Source organism: Maribacter arenosus (assembly GCF_014610845.1).
Classification (GTDB): domain Bacteria; phylum Bacteroidota; class Bacteroidia; order Flavobacteriales; family Flavobacteriaceae; genus Maribacter_A; species Maribacter_A arenosus.
Genome location: NZ_JABTCG010000004.1, coordinates 287,683 through 303,194, shown reverse-complemented (window position 1 = coordinate 303,194; position 15,512 = coordinate 287,683). Strand labels below are relative to the sequence as shown.

General features: G+C 40.0%; 15 protein-coding genes. 7 read left to right on the top strand and 8 right to left on the bottom strand.

Features of this window, described 5'->3' with window-relative positions:
- Window positions 1–35: 35 nt before the first annotated feature.
- Window positions 36–1,397, top strand: a complete 1,362-nt coding sequence (radA, locus tag HPE63_RS12260; RefSeq protein WP_188314564.1) for a DNA repair protein RadA — start codon at window positions 36–38, stop codon at window positions 1,395–1,397.
- A gap of 104 nt (window positions 1,398–1,501) precedes the next feature.
- On the opposite strand, the gene HPE63_RS12255 is transcribed toward radA, so the two are convergent.
- On the bottom strand, window positions 1,502–2,542 hold the full coding sequence (locus HPE63_RS12255) for an aldo/keto reductase (protein ID WP_188314563.1): 1,041 nt from the start codon (window positions 2,540–2,542) through the stop codon (window positions 1,502–1,504).
- 72 nt (window positions 2,543–2,614) lie between these two features.
- On the bottom strand, window positions 2,615–3,376 hold the full coding sequence (locus HPE63_RS12250; protein ID WP_188314562.1) for an exodeoxyribonuclease III: 762 nt from the start codon (window positions 3,374–3,376) through the stop codon (window positions 2,615–2,617).
- A 162-nt stretch (window positions 3,377–3,538) separates the two neighbouring features.
- Here HPE63_RS12250 and HPE63_RS12245 point away from each other — a divergent pair, with 162 nt between their 5' ends.
- The gene (locus HPE63_RS12245; RefSeq protein ID WP_188314561.1) at window positions 3,539–4,057 is read left to right on the top strand and encodes a DUF3575 domain-containing protein; all 519 of its coding nucleotides are present in this window, start codon (window positions 3,539–3,541) and stop codon (window positions 4,055–4,057) included.
- 27 nt (window positions 4,058–4,084) lie between these two features.
- On the opposite strand, the gene HPE63_RS12240 is transcribed toward HPE63_RS12245, so the two are convergent.
- Entirely contained in the window at window positions 4,085–4,975 is an 891-nt protein-coding gene (locus HPE63_RS12240) for a hypothetical protein (protein ID WP_188314560.1), read from the bottom strand.
- 302 nt (window positions 4,976–5,277) lie between these two features.
- On the opposite strand from HPE63_RS12240, the gene HPE63_RS12235 reads away from it, so the two are divergent.
- The 3 genes from HPE63_RS12235 to HPE63_RS12225 all read left to right on the top strand — a co-directional run bounded on the left by HPE63_RS12235 (window position 5,278) and on the right by HPE63_RS12225 (window position 8,621).
- Window positions 5,278–7,359, top strand: a complete 2,082-nt coding sequence (locus HPE63_RS12235; protein WP_188314559.1) for a TonB-dependent receptor family protein — start codon at window positions 5,278–5,280, stop codon at window positions 7,357–7,359.
- Window positions 7,360–7,511: 152 nt separating this feature from the next.
- Window positions 7,512–8,126: a MarC family protein gene (locus HPE63_RS12230; protein ID WP_188314844.1), complete on the top strand. Its 615-nt coding sequence runs from the start codon at window positions 7,512–7,514 to the stop codon at window positions 8,124–8,126.
- 129 nt (window positions 8,127–8,255) lie between these two features.
- On the top strand, window positions 8,256–8,621 hold the full coding sequence (locus tag HPE63_RS12225) for a hypothetical protein (RefSeq protein WP_223198140.1): 366 nt from the start codon (window positions 8,256–8,258) through the stop codon (window positions 8,619–8,621).
- A gap of 73 nt (window positions 8,622–8,694) precedes the next feature.
- Here the strand turns inward: HPE63_RS12225 and HPE63_RS12220 are convergent, their stop codons facing one another.
- Together HPE63_RS12220 and HPE63_RS12215 are read right to left on the bottom strand one after the other, a co-directional pair.
- Window positions 8,695–10,239, bottom strand: a complete 1,545-nt coding sequence (locus HPE63_RS12220) for a glycine--tRNA ligase (RefSeq protein WP_188314558.1) — start codon at window positions 10,237–10,239, stop codon at window positions 8,695–8,697.
- A 36-nt stretch (window positions 10,240–10,275) separates the two neighbouring features.
- Window positions 10,276–11,172: a hypothetical protein gene (locus HPE63_RS12215; protein ID WP_188314557.1), complete on the bottom strand. Its 897-nt coding sequence runs from the start codon at window positions 11,170–11,172 to the stop codon at window positions 10,276–10,278.
- A gap of 42 nt (window positions 11,173–11,214) precedes the next feature.
- Here HPE63_RS12215 and HPE63_RS12210 point away from each other — a divergent pair, with 42 nt between their 5' ends.
- Window positions 11,215–11,925 carry a ComF family protein gene (locus HPE63_RS12210; RefSeq protein WP_317172915.1) on the top strand — a complete coding sequence of 237 codons (711 nt, stop codon included), beginning with the start codon at window positions 11,215–11,217 and terminating at the stop codon, window positions 11,923–11,925.
- Window positions 11,926–12,018: 93 nt separating this feature from the next.
- Window positions 12,019–13,635 (top strand): Ig-like domain-containing protein, encoded by a 1,617-nt coding sequence (locus tag HPE63_RS12205; protein WP_188314556.1) that lies wholly within the window; start codon window positions 12,019–12,021, stop codon window positions 13,633–13,635.
- On the opposite strand, the gene HPE63_RS12200 is transcribed toward HPE63_RS12205, so the two are convergent.
- From HPE63_RS12200 to HPE63_RS12190, 3 genes are read right to left on the bottom strand one after another with little or no spacing between them, the layout of a single operon-like run.
- The gene (locus HPE63_RS12200) at window positions 13,619–14,398 is read right to left on the bottom strand and encodes a nitrilase family protein (RefSeq protein ID WP_188314555.1); all 780 of its coding nucleotides are present in this window, start codon (window positions 14,396–14,398) and stop codon (window positions 13,619–13,621) included. The two genes, HPE63_RS12205 and HPE63_RS12200, sit on opposite strands and share 17 nt — an antisense overlap.
- 3 nt (window positions 14,399–14,401) lie before the next feature.
- Window positions 14,402–15,025, bottom strand: coding sequence for an NUDIX hydrolase (locus tag HPE63_RS12195; RefSeq protein ID WP_188314554.1), 624 nt, complete (start codon window positions 15,023–15,025; stop codon window positions 14,402–14,404).
- Between the two features lie 9 nt (window positions 15,026–15,034).
- Window positions 15,035–15,505: an ankyrin repeat domain-containing protein gene (locus tag HPE63_RS12190; protein ID WP_188314553.1), complete on the bottom strand. Its 471-nt coding sequence runs from the start codon at window positions 15,503–15,505 to the stop codon at window positions 15,035–15,037.
- Between the last annotated feature and the right edge of the window lie 7 nt (window positions 15,506–15,512).

The following is a 15,512-nucleotide window of genomic DNA, read 5'->3' as shown; positions in this document are numbered from 1 at the left end:
TTACTTTATCTTTAGCCAAAACCAGAGAAGAGGTAATGGCCAAAACCAAAACTGCATTTTTTTGTCAAAATTGTGGCACCCAATATGCTAAATGGGTGGGACAATGTACTGCCTGCAAGGAGTGGAATACCGTTGTGGAAGAGGTATTACAAAAAGAAGAAAAAAAGGGGTGGAAAAGTCCCTCAAATTCTTCAAAAAAAATAGCCAAACCGTTACGGGTCAATGAAATAAGTATTGATCAAGAATTGCGTTTAAACACGTATGACCTCGAATTCAATCGTGTCTTGGGGGGCGGACTAGTTCCGGGGTCATTGGTCTTATTGGGTGGCGAACCTGGGGTGGGCAAGAGTACCTTAGTGCTCCAAATTGCTTTAAAACTACCTTATAGAACATTATATGTCTCAGGGGAGGAAAGCCAAAAACAAATCAAGATGCGGGCCGACCGCATTCTACCCCATAGTGAAAATTGTTATATCCTTACGGAGACCAAAACCCAGAATATTTTCCAACAGATCGAAGCCATGGAACCCGATATTGTGGTCATAGATTCTATACAAACGCTACATTCCGACTATATCGAATCGGCTGCGGGGAGCATTTCACAAATTCGGGAATGTGCTGCGGAACTCATCAAATTTGCCAAGGAAACCAATACGCCGGTAATCCTAATCGGGCACATTACCAAAGATGGATCTATCGCCGGGCCAAAAATCCTGGAACATATGGTAGATACCGTACTTCAGTTTGAGGGGGATCGAAATTATGTGTATCGTATACTTAGGGCGCTTAAAAACCGATTCGGATCTACAGCGGAACTCGGTATTTATGAAATGCAGGGCAGTGGTTTACGGGAAGTGAACAACCCCTCTGAAATCTTGATCTCTAAAAACGATGAAGGGCTTAGTGGTACTGCCATCGCCTCAACGGTAGAGGGCATGCGGCCTTTGATGATAGAAATACAAGCACTGGTCAGTACGGCAGTATATGGTACTCCCCAACGTTCTACAACAGGTTATAATGCCAAACGATTGAACATGCTCCTAGCCGTACTTGAGAAAAGGGCAGGATTTAAATTGGGGGCCAAAGATGTATTTCTGAACATTACAGGGGGAATATCAGTAGATGACCCGGCCATTGATCTAGCCGTAATCGCCGCCATTCTATCGAGCAATTCCGATATTCCCATAGAAAAAGGAGTCTGTTTTGCCGCTGAGGTTGGTTTGGCAGGGGAAATTAGGCCTGTACAGCGTGTAGAACAACGCATTCTTGAGGCAGAAAAATTGGGTTTCAATACCATTTATGTTTCCAAGAACAATAAAATAAGCCTAAAAAACCCAAAAATCGAGATTGTACTTGTTGCCAGGATAGAGGATGTGGTAAGCCGTTTGTTCGGCTAACGCCTATCCCGCATTATTCTGGCAAAGACAAGGATAATTATGATTACCAAGATGATAAGTACCAGCTGTCCGAATCCTACTTTAAGAAAATACATAGTTTGGTTTTATGGTGATGGATTTGGAATTTCATTGTGTATGGCATTAATCCCTTTTATCACTTCATCGCTCAATTGAACATCAATACTACCTATATTCTCCTTGAGTTGATCCATAGTAGTCGCCCCTATGATCGTGCTGGTTACAAAAGGTCTGGTATTTATAAATGCTAAAGCCATTTCTGTGAGTGATAAGCCATGTTCATGGGCGAGATCAAAATATTTTTGGGTCGCTTTAACGGCGGTTTCCCTATTGTATCGATTATAGGCCGGAAATAATACGATCCGTGATTTTTCGGGGCGTTTTCCTCCCAAATATTTACCGCTCAGTACGCCGAAACCTAAAGGGGAATAGGCCAATAAGCCTATTTGTTCCCTGATTGCTATCTCACTTAATCCTATTTCGAATATTCGATTTAGTAAATTAAATGGATTTTGAATGGTAATCATTTTTGGAAGACTTTCATGAACCTTGCCTTCTTCAAGACAACGCATGGCACCCCATGGGGTTTCATTTGAAATACCAACCTGCCGTATTTTGCCTTCACGTATCAAATCACGCAACGTTTCCAAAACCTGATGAAAATTGTCTTCCCAATGATCCCTAATGTCATGTTGATAATCCCTTTGTCCAAAATAATTCGTAGATCGTTCGGGCCAATGTAATTGGTACAAGTCAATATAATCGGTCTGCAATCGTTCCAAACTGCCTTCAACGGCACCAATAATCGCTTCCCTAGAAAAACCAGTGGTTCGTATGAATTTTGTATAATCGCCATTACCTGCAATTTTGGTCGCCAAAACTATTTGGTCACGGTTTTTGTTCTTTTTAAACCAATTACCAATGATCATTTCGGTATGGCCATAACGATCGGGATGCGCCGGAATGGGATATAATTCAGCAGTATCAAAAAAATTGATGCCTTGATCAATGGCATAATCCATCTGTGCATGACCATCTGCCTCGGTATTCTGATTACCCCAGGTCATGGTACCCAAACATATTTTACTTACTTCAATATCGGTATGCGGTAATTTTGTATAAATCATTCAATTTGTGCTTGTTCTATGCTTAAATCCAATTATTACAATTTATCAATACTTTAAAATTGTGTGCTTTGTTTATCCCAGTTCTACCAATATCGGGCAATGGTCACTGTGTTTGGCATCGGATAAAATAACCGACCGTTTTAACTTTTTTTCAAGGGGCTCACTCACCATTCCGTAGTCTAAACGCCAACCTTTGTTGTTATTTCTGGCATTGGCACGGTAGGTCCACCATGTATAATTATGGGGTTCCGTATTAAAATACCTGAAACTGTCTATAAACCCACTTTGTATAAAGTTCCCTATCCATTCCCTTTCTACCGGTAAAAATCCGGAAACATTCTTATTGCGGACAGGGTCATGAATATCAATGGCCTGATGGCAGATATTGTAATCGCCCAGGATAATCAAATTGGGATATTCATTTCTTAACTTGTCCACATATTTCTGAAACTCGGCCATATAATTCAACTTAAAGCCTAATCGATCCATATTCGTGCCCGAGGGCAAGTATAGGCTCATGACAGATACCCCGTTGAAATCGGCTCTCAGATTTCTTCCCTCAAAATCCATATAATCGATGCCGGTGCCGTACTCGACTTGCTCCGGTTTTTTCTTGCTCAATATGGCAACGCCACTATACCCTTTTTTTTTGGCACTAAACCAGTAATTATGCGAATATCCGGCTTCCTCGAATAACGAAAGATCCAATTGTTCTTTCATGGCCTTGATTTCCTGAAGACATAGAACATCGGGGTCTGCAGCTTTCAACCAGTCTAAGAAACCTTTGTTAATGGCTGCTCGAATGCCATTCACATTGTAGGATATTATTCTCACTAACTTAAATTTTGTCCAAAAATAACGAATGTTTTTCGTTCGCTAGCCCTACATTTAAAGTATCTAAAATATCGGGCGGATTCACTTAATTTGACAATAGATTTCTATTTTTACCGGTTTGGAACGGGATTTGATTCCTCTTGGAAGAAAAAACGGTGTAACATGAAAAAGATATTTTTGGCAATCGCATTGTTGAGTGTAGGTATGGCAAGTGCCCAGGCTTATCCTAGATTCAATAATAATAATGAATTGAAGTTCAATATTGGTCTTTTTTTGGCCAACAGCACCCTAGAAGGTTCCTATGAATATTATATCAATGAGGATATGAGTATCGGAGGAACCCTATATTTTGACAGCAATGCGACGGATTACAACGGTAATTTTGGCATAGGCCCAAATTTAAGGGCCTATTTTGGTTATATGCCGAGAAGTGGCTTCTTCGCTGAGGCCTTTGGTCTTTATTATACCGGGGAGGATGAAATACCGGATAACAATCTTGGTGTCAGAAATAACGATTATAGCACCACGGCACTGGGTTTAGGCATGGGCAATAAATGGGTGACGCAAAGTGAAAGATTCAGTTTGGAAGTAAGTGCCGGTATTGGACGGAATATTAATCCAGAGGATTTTCAAGATACCTTTATGTTTCGTGCGGGCCTTTCAATTGGTTTCCGGTTTTAAAGCTCCTACAGAGTATCATTTATTTTCTTAATCCACATCTTCGAATTTGGTATCCGCCATTCCTGTCTTCTCTATAAAATCGAATTTACGATTGGCGTGATCATTGAAACGCAAGGTCTTTTCCCCAACATCAAAAACAACGTAGTTTGCTTTATTTACCGATTTTTGAAATGTCACATCTACCCCTAGATTATTATTTTGCAATTGTAGCACCTTTAATTTTGGAAGTGAAAAAATAATCTTGGGTACGGAACCACTTAATTGATTTTCAGAAAGTACGAGGCGATTAAGGTTCAAAAGTTTTCCAAGGCTTAAGGGAATGGTCCCTTTCAATTTATTGCTTCCAAGTTCTAAGCCTACCAACCGTGCTAAATCACCAATAGTTTCTGGTATTTCCCCTTCAATTTCATTATTCGACAACACCAAAAATCTTAATTTGTGCAGCTTACCTATACTTAATGGTAGGTTACCAGTCAGTTTGTTCTCAAATAACTCCAAAATCATCAAAGATTGCAATTCCCCAATACATTCGGGAATTGACCCTGTTAACCTGTTTTTCCCCATACGTAGCACTTTTAATTCCTTGAGTGTTGTTATTTCAATGGGAATTTGTCCACTCAATTGGTTAAAGGCAACATTCAGGAACTTGAGCCGCTGTAACTTGTAAATGGAAAAAGGTAATTGGCCTACCAGGTTATTATTGAACAAATGAAGACCAACAATATGGTCATTCTCGATTTCAACACCGTGCCAAGTAGCAATGGGCTTATCCAATGACCATGTAATCGTCCAGTCCTCACCATGTGTTGCATTGAACAACTCTAGCAAGACCTCTTTTTCTGATTGGGGTACTGTAGCGTTCATGGCAAAACCCATCATTAAGAAAACAAAAAACCAAGTTCTATTTTTCAGTATCATGTATGGCGAACATTAAGGGAATAAAAAGTCTAATATATATGAACATCGTAGTCTTTTTACTACTTTTTAAGCTCAAAATAAGAAAGGTTGCCCTAATTAATGGTATTTACAATGAACAATGTTGTATAAAACCGTTTTATTGTGGTAATAAGCCCGAAATTTGATGTTCGTAATTAATTGCAGTGCATAGTTTTCAACTTTTCACCCTATGGATTTCCACCTTGAAAGACGGTATATATCCTTTTCGAAAACTGAATGCCTTTTTATTGTTATTCCTGCTTTTTGTTAGCTATCTTAGAGTTATGAGATATACTATTTTGGTTTGTTTTTTCATTTGCGCACACACCATTTCCTTTGCCCAAGAATCGCTGGTCAGGGATAGTATCACCCAATTGAAAGAAGTGGTGTTGATCGATTCTATAAAGATGAAACAAGCCACTGGAATACTGCCTTCCCAAATAATCGGCGTCAAGGTCTTCCAAAATTTCAGTCCGGTCGAAATGGTTTCTTCCCTAAACCAGGTTTCTGGAGTTTATGTTCTTTCGGGAGCCTTGAACACCAATCGAATCACTATTCGTGGTGTTGGGGCGAGAACGCCCTACGGTACCGATAAAATACGGCTTTATTACAACGATATTCCGGTAACCGACGGTTCTGGATTTTCTACCATTGAGGCTTATGATCTCGAGAATATGAATTCGATTGAAGTTATCAAAGGCCCCAAGGGTACGGCCTTTGGCACCAATTTAGGAGGAGCGATTATATTGAATCCAAAGGAAGCCTTGCAACATACGACCACGCTGCGCAATAATGTTACCGTGGGTTCTTATGGATTATTAAAAAACAGCCTTGGTTTTACACATGCCGATACCCAGTTTTCTTTGGAGCTTCGTTATGGCCATATGACCTTGGATGGCTATCGGGAAAACAGTCGTTTTGAACGCGATGGTTTTTTATTGAATACTTCCTACACTATAAACGATAAAAACAAGATCACACTTTTATTCAACCATATAGATTATTCAGCACAAATCGCTAGTTCAATAAGTCAAAGTGCATTTGATGGGGATCCCACCCAAGCAGCTTTTACCTGGAAGGCCGCCAAAGGGTATGAAGCCAACAAGTATACGTTGGCCGGACTCTCCTTTACCCATGGCTTCAATCAAAAACTCTCGAATACCTCCAGTGTTTTTTATAGCTATTTGGATCATTATGAACCTCGGCCTTTTAATATTTTGGATGAATTTACCAATGGCTATGGATTCAGAACCCGATTCTTGGGCGATTTTATAATTGGGGAACACCCAAGCCAATACTCTTTCGGTGCCGAGTTTTATAAAGATGAATACAACTGGGCTACCTATGAAAACCTTTATGAAACCAATAATGGCCAAGGAAGTCTACCTGGAGATCAGCTAAGCGACAACAAGGAATTTAGGACGCAAATCAATGCTTTTGGTACTTTTACCCTGCCCTTTGCCAGTTATTTTTCTGCCCAATTGGGCTTGAACATCAATAAGACGGATTATGATTTTAGGGATATGTATAATACAGGCGCGGAAGATACCAGCGGAAAACGCAGTTTTGACATCATCTTTTCTCCCAGCCTCACTTTGATGTATACGTTCTATCCCAAGCAACATGTGTATCTGAACATCAGTCGTGGTTACGCCAACCCCAGTTTGGAAGAGACCTTGACCCCAGGAGGCGTAATTAACCCGGATATCGCCCAAGAAACCGGTACCAATTATGAGTTGGGAAGCGAACTGTTTTTAGACAACAATAATTTAAGGATAAATCTTGCCCTATACCGAATGTCTATTAAAAATCTCTTGGTGGCCCAACGGGTGGGCGAAGACCAATATATCGGTAAGAATGCCGGAAGTACCAAACATCAAGGTGTTGAACTTGATATGGACTATAAACTTGACCTTATCCCAAAATTTATAATAACCCCTTTTATGAGCTATTCTTATAGCAACCATAAGTTTGTGGAGTTCATTGATGAGGGAAACGATTATTCGGGCAACCCATTGACCGGGGTTCCAAAACATCGATTGAATACCGGATTACAATTACAATGGCGAAACGGGCTCTATTGGAATACCTCCTATCAGTATGTAGGTGCCATTCCATTAACCGATGCGAATACGTTATCCAGTGCATCCTATAATCTGTTGAATACCAGAATAGGACTTAAAAGACAACTTTCACAGAAGTTCTCTATTGGCCTCGATATGGGGGTTAACAACATGACCAATACCAAATACGCCCAATCGGTATTGATAAATGCCGTCGGTTTCGGAGGTAGTGAACCACGATATTTCTATCCGGGAAATGACCGCAACTATTATGGCAGTTTACTTCTGAATTATACCTTATAACAATTCCTTTTATAACCCTATTTGTTATCTTAGTTTTTAGAATGGGAATATAGATACGCATATCTATTTTCGTATGTTGTACCTAATTAGAATAGAAAGTAAAATATTATATTGGCGAGCCCATTGTGAGGGCATAAAAACTGATTAACATGATAGCAGAAATTATTACGAAAATTTTCTTTTTAATAGCCGTAATTGATCCTCTTGGTTCTGTTCCAGTGTTTTTGGAAGCTACAAAACAATTAGACCAGAAGCACAAAAAAAAGGTGGCAATTAGAGCCTCGTTCATTGCATTTCTTATTCTATTGTTTTTTATCGTCGTAGGTCAACTAATCCTTGATGGAATGGATGTCACCTTGGATGCTTTTCAAATCTCAGGTGGTGTAATACTGTTCCTATTCGCATTGACAATGATTTTTGGGGAAGGCAAACCAGAGTCGGAAAAACATTTGATCCACGATTATAAACACGTCACTATTTTCCCAGTTGCAATTCCATCCATCGCTTCACCGGGAGCTATAATGGCCGTTGTTTTATTAACGGATAATAACATTTACTCAATCCAGCAGCAAGCTATTACCACGGGATTAGTCATAGTAGTAATTGTGATCACCATGTTGATCTTACTCGGAGCGAGTTTGGTGCAAAAAAGAATCGGCGATTATGGAATTACGGTAATCAGTAAGGTAATGGGCTTGATATTGGCCGCATATGCCGTTCAAAGCATACTGAGTGGACTAAAAGACTTCTTTGTAATACTGAAATAAAAAAACTAAGTGCACCAACCTATCCTATGAAAAGCTTTAGTTGAGTTCTCTATTGCTAATAACTATGGTATTTAAATCTCATATGATTTACTTTTCCCTGTAAAGGATATTCAGTAACTTACCCTTTAAATGATTAAAATCTTGTCTAGCATTGCCTTACAGAAAGAAGCCATGTGGGAGGAAAAATTAAAAATCTATGACCAGTTGGTGGCCAAGTGTCATCGGTTTAAGCGAAAAGGGAAAACGGTACCCTATACGTCAGCGAATGGATACATGTTTTCATTATTAAATAAAAACGGGGAAATCGGAATTCGATTTTCAAAAGAGGTCCAAGAAAAATACATTAAGGAATTCAATTCTAGTATTTACAGATCGCATAATGCCGTAATGAAAGGATATGTATTGATACCAGACGACATGCTTCATGATTTGGATAATGTAGCGAACTATTTGAATGAGGGTTATGACTACGTCATGGACTTGGAACCAAAATAAAGAACTCCCAAAATAAAAAAGGTGACCTGAGCATTTTCAGGTCACCTTTTAAACTTTAATTTCTCTGTATAATTTACACTATACGGTGCAACCAAGTCTTCATATCCACTTCTTTGTGAATAATACTTTTAAGGTCGGTAATGGCAACCCTTTGCTGTTCCATGCTATCGCGATGGCGAATGGTGACGGTTTCATCTTCTAATGACTGGTGATCTACCGTAATACAAAATGGAGTGCCGGCAGCATCTTGTCTTCGATATCGACGGCCGACCGCATCTTTTTCGTCATAGACAACATTGAAATCCCATTTTAAATCTTCGATGATCTTATGGGCTACTTCCGGTAGTCCATCTTTCTTGACCAAAGGCAAGACAGCCGCTTTTGTAGGCGCCAAAACTGCGGGTAATTTCAATACTGTTCGTGTGGTATCATTGTCGAGCTCCTCTTCCCGTAGGGAATGGGAAAATACGGCCAAGAACATACGATCCAATCCAATGGAAGTTTCCACAACATAAGGCACATAATTTTCCTTAAGTTCCGGGTCAAAATATTGTAGTTTCTTATTCGAATATTTTTCGTGCTGGCTTAAATCAAAATCGGTTCGGGAGTGTATCCCTTCCAGCTCTTTGAACCCGAAAGGGAACCTGAATTCGATATCGGCCGCTGCATCTGCATAATGGGCCAATTTTTCATGGTCATGAAACCGGTAGTTCTCTTTTCCCATGCCTAATGACAAATGCCATTTCATTCTATTATCTTTCCACTTTTCATACCACTCTTGCTGTGAACCGGGACGAATGAAAAATTGCATTTCCATTTGTTCAAATTCGCGCATACGAAAGATGAACTGTCGGGCAACGATTTCATTTCGAAAGGCCTTTCCCGTTTGTGCTATTCCAAACGGAATTTTCAAACGGCCTGTTTTCTGTACATTCAAGAAGTTCACAAAAATACCTTGGGCGGTTTCTGGTCGTAAATAGAGGTCCATCGCACTTTCCGCACTAGCCCCTAATTTAGTCCCGAACATTAGGTTGAACTGTTTTACTTCGGTCCAATTCTTTGAGCCCGACATAGGGCATGCAATATCCAACTCTTCGATAAGGTCTTTTACATCGGCCAAGTCCTCATTTTCCAATGACCTTCCCAATCTCTTTAGAATTTCATCTGCCTTTCCTTGATATTCGACCACGCGCTCATTGGTTGCCAAGAATTGATCCTGGTCAAAAGCAGTCCCGAAGCGTTTAGCGGCCTTGGCCACTTCCTTTTCTATCTTCGCTTCTATTTTGGCCACATAATCCTCGACCAAAACATCGGCCCGGTATCTTTTTTTAGAATCCTTATTGTCTATCAAAGGATCATTAAAGGCATCGACATGACCAGAGGCCTTCCAGGTAGTGGGATGCATAAAAATGGCAGCATCTATCCCAACGATGTTTTCATTGAGCTGTACCATGGCTTTCCACCAGTATTCCCTAATATTCTTTTTGAGTTCCGCACCGTTCTGCGCATAATCGTATACGGCGCTTAATCCGTCATAAATTTCACTGGATTGGAAAACATATCCATATTCCTTTGCATGTGAAATTACTCTTTTAAAATCGTCTTCTTGATTTGCCATTGGGCAAAAATAGAATATTCCAACAAAAGCCTGATGTTATTTTAACTGAAATTCTGCAGAGTCCAATAATCTTTCGTCCTCAAAGACATTAAGGGTATAACTTCCGGGTTGCAAGGAACCCTCTGGTATGGTAATGGCTTCACATAGCTGCATCTCATCACCCATAAAGTCAAACTCTAACCTTTTGCTGTAGACATTCCCATTCACCAAAATAGTATTGGCATTATCCTCGATAACTCCCATATTCGGCCCCAAGAACTGGAAATATAAAATTTTCTTTTTGTTGATCATCGTAAGATCTGCCTTTATGGTAACACAACCTCTTAACTTTTCTACGGTAGAGGCTTTGTTCGTCCTTAGGGGTTTACCTCCCCGTAACCTAAAACTAGTGCCTTCGGTATCCCTGAGTTCTAAATAACTTTTTATTTTAAGCTCCTTGTTCAGTTCCAAGATCTTTTGGCGCTGTAAGGCTTCCGCTTGCGCTATCGAATTACTTGCCTGTCTCAAGGCTTCCATCTGTGCTTGGGTTTCCTCAACCTTATTGGTAAGAAGCATATTGTTGTACCTGAGGAAATTATTCTTAAGCTTAAGACTATCGTTCTTGGCCTCAAGTCTTCGCAGTTCGGATTTGAATTCGCGTAATTTTTCTATGGTAAAGGTGAGCCTACCTACAGAATCCAAAAGCTGTTGTACTTCATATCGAGCCCCTTGGATCTCTATTTCATTTACCTCGTTCAAAGCGGTAAGTCTGTCAACATCAGCCTTCATTAAAGTAAGGTCTTTCACTAAAATCTCTTTTTCTTGCTCTAAAAAACTAATTTGATTTTCAGATTGGGCATAACTATAGTAAAATGCGATCAGTATACCTATGATTACAGCAACCAAAGCAGCAAGAATAATCTTGTAGTTGAATTTATTATCTTGTCCGTCCATTAATCCAAGTCGGCTTTAAGTAGGTTATTAATTGTAAGATTCGTGTATTCCAATCTATCAAAGATACTAAATGATATCAACTCGGTCCTGCTACCTAGGGTGTGTTTTGGATGTAATGCACGATTAAATAGAGGAGAGTATCACTTGTGTACCGTTTGTCGAAACCAGTTACCACTCACCGAATATGATTTTAACGTTGAAAATGCTGTTGACCGTATTTTTTATGGTAGAATTAACATCAAAAAAGCGAATTCTTTCCTTTTTTTCATCGAAAAAGGTATTGTAAAAAACCTTATCCATCATTTAAAGTATAAAAATCAAGAGCAAATCGGCACGTTTTTGGGTGATTGGCATGGCCAAATTATTGCAGGGAACAATTTCTTGGCAACTATAGATTACGTAATTCCCGTGCCCCTACATCGAAAAAAATTGAGAAAACGGGGATATAATCAAGTTTCGGCCTTTGGAAGGCGCTTGGCAAATCATTTAAATGCCGAATTTCTTGAGGACGCCTTGATCAAGACAGCCAATACCAAAACCCAGACTAAGAAAAGTAGAATTGGACGTTGGCAAAATAATAAGGCCCTGTACCTACTTAAGTACCCGAAGCTGTTGGAAAATAAGAATATACTCTTGGTCGATGATGTCATCACGACGGGCGCTACGATGGAAATCTGTGCCAAAACCTTGAACGGGGCAAAAGGAATAACCCTCTATATTACGAGTATGGCAGTAGTACCTTTAACACAATGACCTTTAAACGCCACTGCCAACCCTTATGCAATGTTAATTCTTGAAGGCAAGTTCCAAATTATGTGTTACTTTGCCCCATAGATCGGTAAATTTATGTTCAAACGTATTTTCGCTTACATTTTCCTCTTTTTGATCACCGCAGCCCTAATGCAATGTGCAAGACGTGGAAGACCTACAGGAGGACCTAAGGATGTTACCCCCCCTGTATTGTTGAAAGCGGAGCCCGAGAACATGACCATCAATTTCAACGCGAAAACGATAAGGCTGTATTTTGATGAATTGGTAAAACTGGAGGATGTCCAGGAACAACTAATTGTATCACCGCCCCTCAAGTATATGCCGAATATAACACCCCAGGGTGGCGCGAACAAATTCATCGAAATCACCATCAAGGATACACTTCTTGAAAATACCACGTATACCCTAAATTTTGGACAAAGTATCGTGGATAATAACGAAGGCAACGCCTATCGCTTTCTAACCTATGTATTCTCAACGGGAAGTTATATAGATTCGTTGCAAGTTCAAGGTGCGATAAAAGATGCCTACAATCGTAAAGCGGATGAATTCGTCAGTGTGATGCTATATGAAATCGATTCAGCCTACACCGATTCGACCATATACAGGAAACCCCCAAATTATATCACCAATACGTTAGACAGTGCCGTGATCTTTACCCTGCCCAACCTTAAGGAAGGGAAATATGCCATGTTCGCATTAAAAGATGAGAACAAAAACAATATGTTCAACCAAAATATGGATAAAATCGGGTTTATCGCCGATACTGTTGCAATACCTACCGATTCGACGTTCCTTTTGACCTTGTTCAAGGAAATTCCCGATTACAAAATATCAGTTCCCAGTCTAACGGCCCGCAATAAGATCATATTTGGTTATTATGGCGATGGAAAGGATTTGGATATAACGCTTTTAAGTGCTGTACCCGATACGGTTAAAACCACGATTACCAAAGAACGTGATAAGGATACATTGAATTTTTGGTTTACACCTTTTGAAATGGATTCCCTAATTTTTACCGTTAGAAATGACGCCCTCCAAGCCATTGATACCTTTACGGTTAAGAACAGAAAAGTAGGTATAGATTCATTGAACCTAAAAGCCAACCAAAGTGGAAACTTGGGTTTCAACACCCCATTCAATATACAGGCCAATACACCATTAACGGCTCTTGATACCAGTAAAATCAGCTTGATGAATAAGGATTCCCTTGCCATTGATTTCACCGTTGTGCTAGATAGTATCAGGAGTAAGATAGATTTTGACTTTGAAAGGCAGGCCATAGAAAACTATGAATTGGAACTGATGCCGGGTGCGGTCACCGATTTCTTTGGAAGCCAAAACGACACGATGAATATACGATTGCGAACCAAGGAATATGCGGATTATGGCAACCTGACAATGAACATTATCGCAAGTTTAGAGGACTATCCTTTGATTGTTCAATTGACCTCGGAAAAAGGGGAAATAAAACAAGAACTGTATGCCGAAGAACCCAAATTAATGGAGTTTAACTATATAGAACCTACAAATTACCTTGTGCGTGTAATCTTTGATGCCAATGGAAACGGTATTTGGGATACCGGAAACTACTTAAAACGCATTCAGCCTGAAAAGGTGAGCTATTATCCCGATGTCATTGAGATCAGGGCCAATTGGGAAAAGAACGAGACGTTTATAATTTCAAAGTGAATTCATCCCGATCTTCGAGAAATTTGAGTTTATCCCTTGTGGTGTCAATATGGTTTTTATTAAGCGTAGTAAAGCATATGGTTTCTTCTGTGGCAAATACCATCTGTTCCCCAAGGCAGTCATAAACGGCTGAATGCCCTGAATACACAAAACCCGCCTCATCCGTCCCACAGCGGTTAACACCAATGGCATAGGACATATTCTCAATGGCGCGTGCTTTTAATAAAATATCCCAAGCCCTTATTCTTGGCTTGGGCCAATTGGCGACATAGATCAATACATCATAATTTTGGGTGTTTCTGGCCCATACAGGGAATCGCAGGTCATAGCAGATCATGGGATTGATCCGGAACCCTTTGTAATCGATGATCAAAGATTCGGTTCCAGCCTTATATACCCGGTCTTCCCCGGCCAAGGTAAATGTATGGCGCTTATCATACTTTGAGATGGTGCCATTGGCTTCAACAAAAAACAAACGGTTAAAAAAGTGCCCATTCTCAAAAAAAAGAATGCTCCCAACTATTGCCGCATTTTGATTTTTTGCTTCCATAAGCATCCAATCCAAGGTTTTTTGGCCTTCTTCATACTTGATGTTCCCGGGTGACATGGTAAACCCGGTAGTGAACATTTCAGGTAATATTATAAGATCCACTTTCTCAGAAAGCGATTTGAATTTTTTAGAGAAATTCTCCCTATTGCGCTCCGGATTTTCCCAAACCAAACTGGTCTGTACTATAGCAATATTCAGTTCTTGTTGTTTCATGGATCAATCAAAATAAACGTTCATATTACCCTCAATTACCATTTTGTAAAGCTGATATAATTGCGACTCCAATATGCGGTCTATAGATATTTCAGGTAAGTTGTCGAGCTTGAAAAATGAGGCCCCATCCATGTCAAAACCATGTTCAAGTTTTCCTCCTTGTATCGTACATAAAAATACCAATTTATAAATATAGAATGGCTGTGGTGGGTGCGCATGCATACGTTTGTCATAGACCGCCAATAATCGATCTACGGAACATCTAAGTCCAGTTTCTTCCTCAATCTCCTTGACGACCACCTCTGATGGGGTATATCCAATATCGGCCCAACCTCCTGGAATGGTCCATTTACCATCTACCTGTTCCTTGGCAATAAGAATTTCATTGGCACTGTTTAAAACAAAACCCCTAACATCGACTTTTACCGTGGGATAATCCTTTTCGGGCATAAAAAAATCATGGAGTACCCGAAGCGGTTGACTAGACATGTGGGACAGTAGTTGCAGGCTTATCTCCCGGAGTTCTTCATAACGTTCCCTATGATACTCATCATCGGCATATACCAGACCAGTGTCTGCCAATGCTTTAATACGTTTGATCAATTCAAGATCCTGGTTATCTTTCATTGACCAATATTACATATTTTCCAGTAATTGGATGAGGGTTGGGTCACCCCCGCTTTTTGCATGGTCCAATGCGGTAAGACCCCGAGCATCCTTAAGAGAGACATCGGCACCATGCTCTATTAGTACCTTAGCAACATCGACCTTGCCAAAAGTTGCTGCATAGATAAGGCAGGTGGCCCCCACTGCATTTTGCTCATTGATATTTGCCCCCTTAGCTATCAATTTTTTAGCTACATCGGTATATCCTTTAAAACAAACCCCCAACAAGGCCGTATTACCCGATGCGTCCTTTGCATCGATTTTCGCTCCTTTTGCCAACAAGAGGTCGGTAATTTCCTGCTCATCGTAGTACGTAGCCATAATCAATGGTGTAGAACCTCGATCATCCTTACTATTCACAAGCATAGGATTCTTCTCTAACATGGCCTTTACAGCCTTAAAATCACCATTTCTAATTTCGCTAAAAAAGAATTCGTTCATAGTGTTT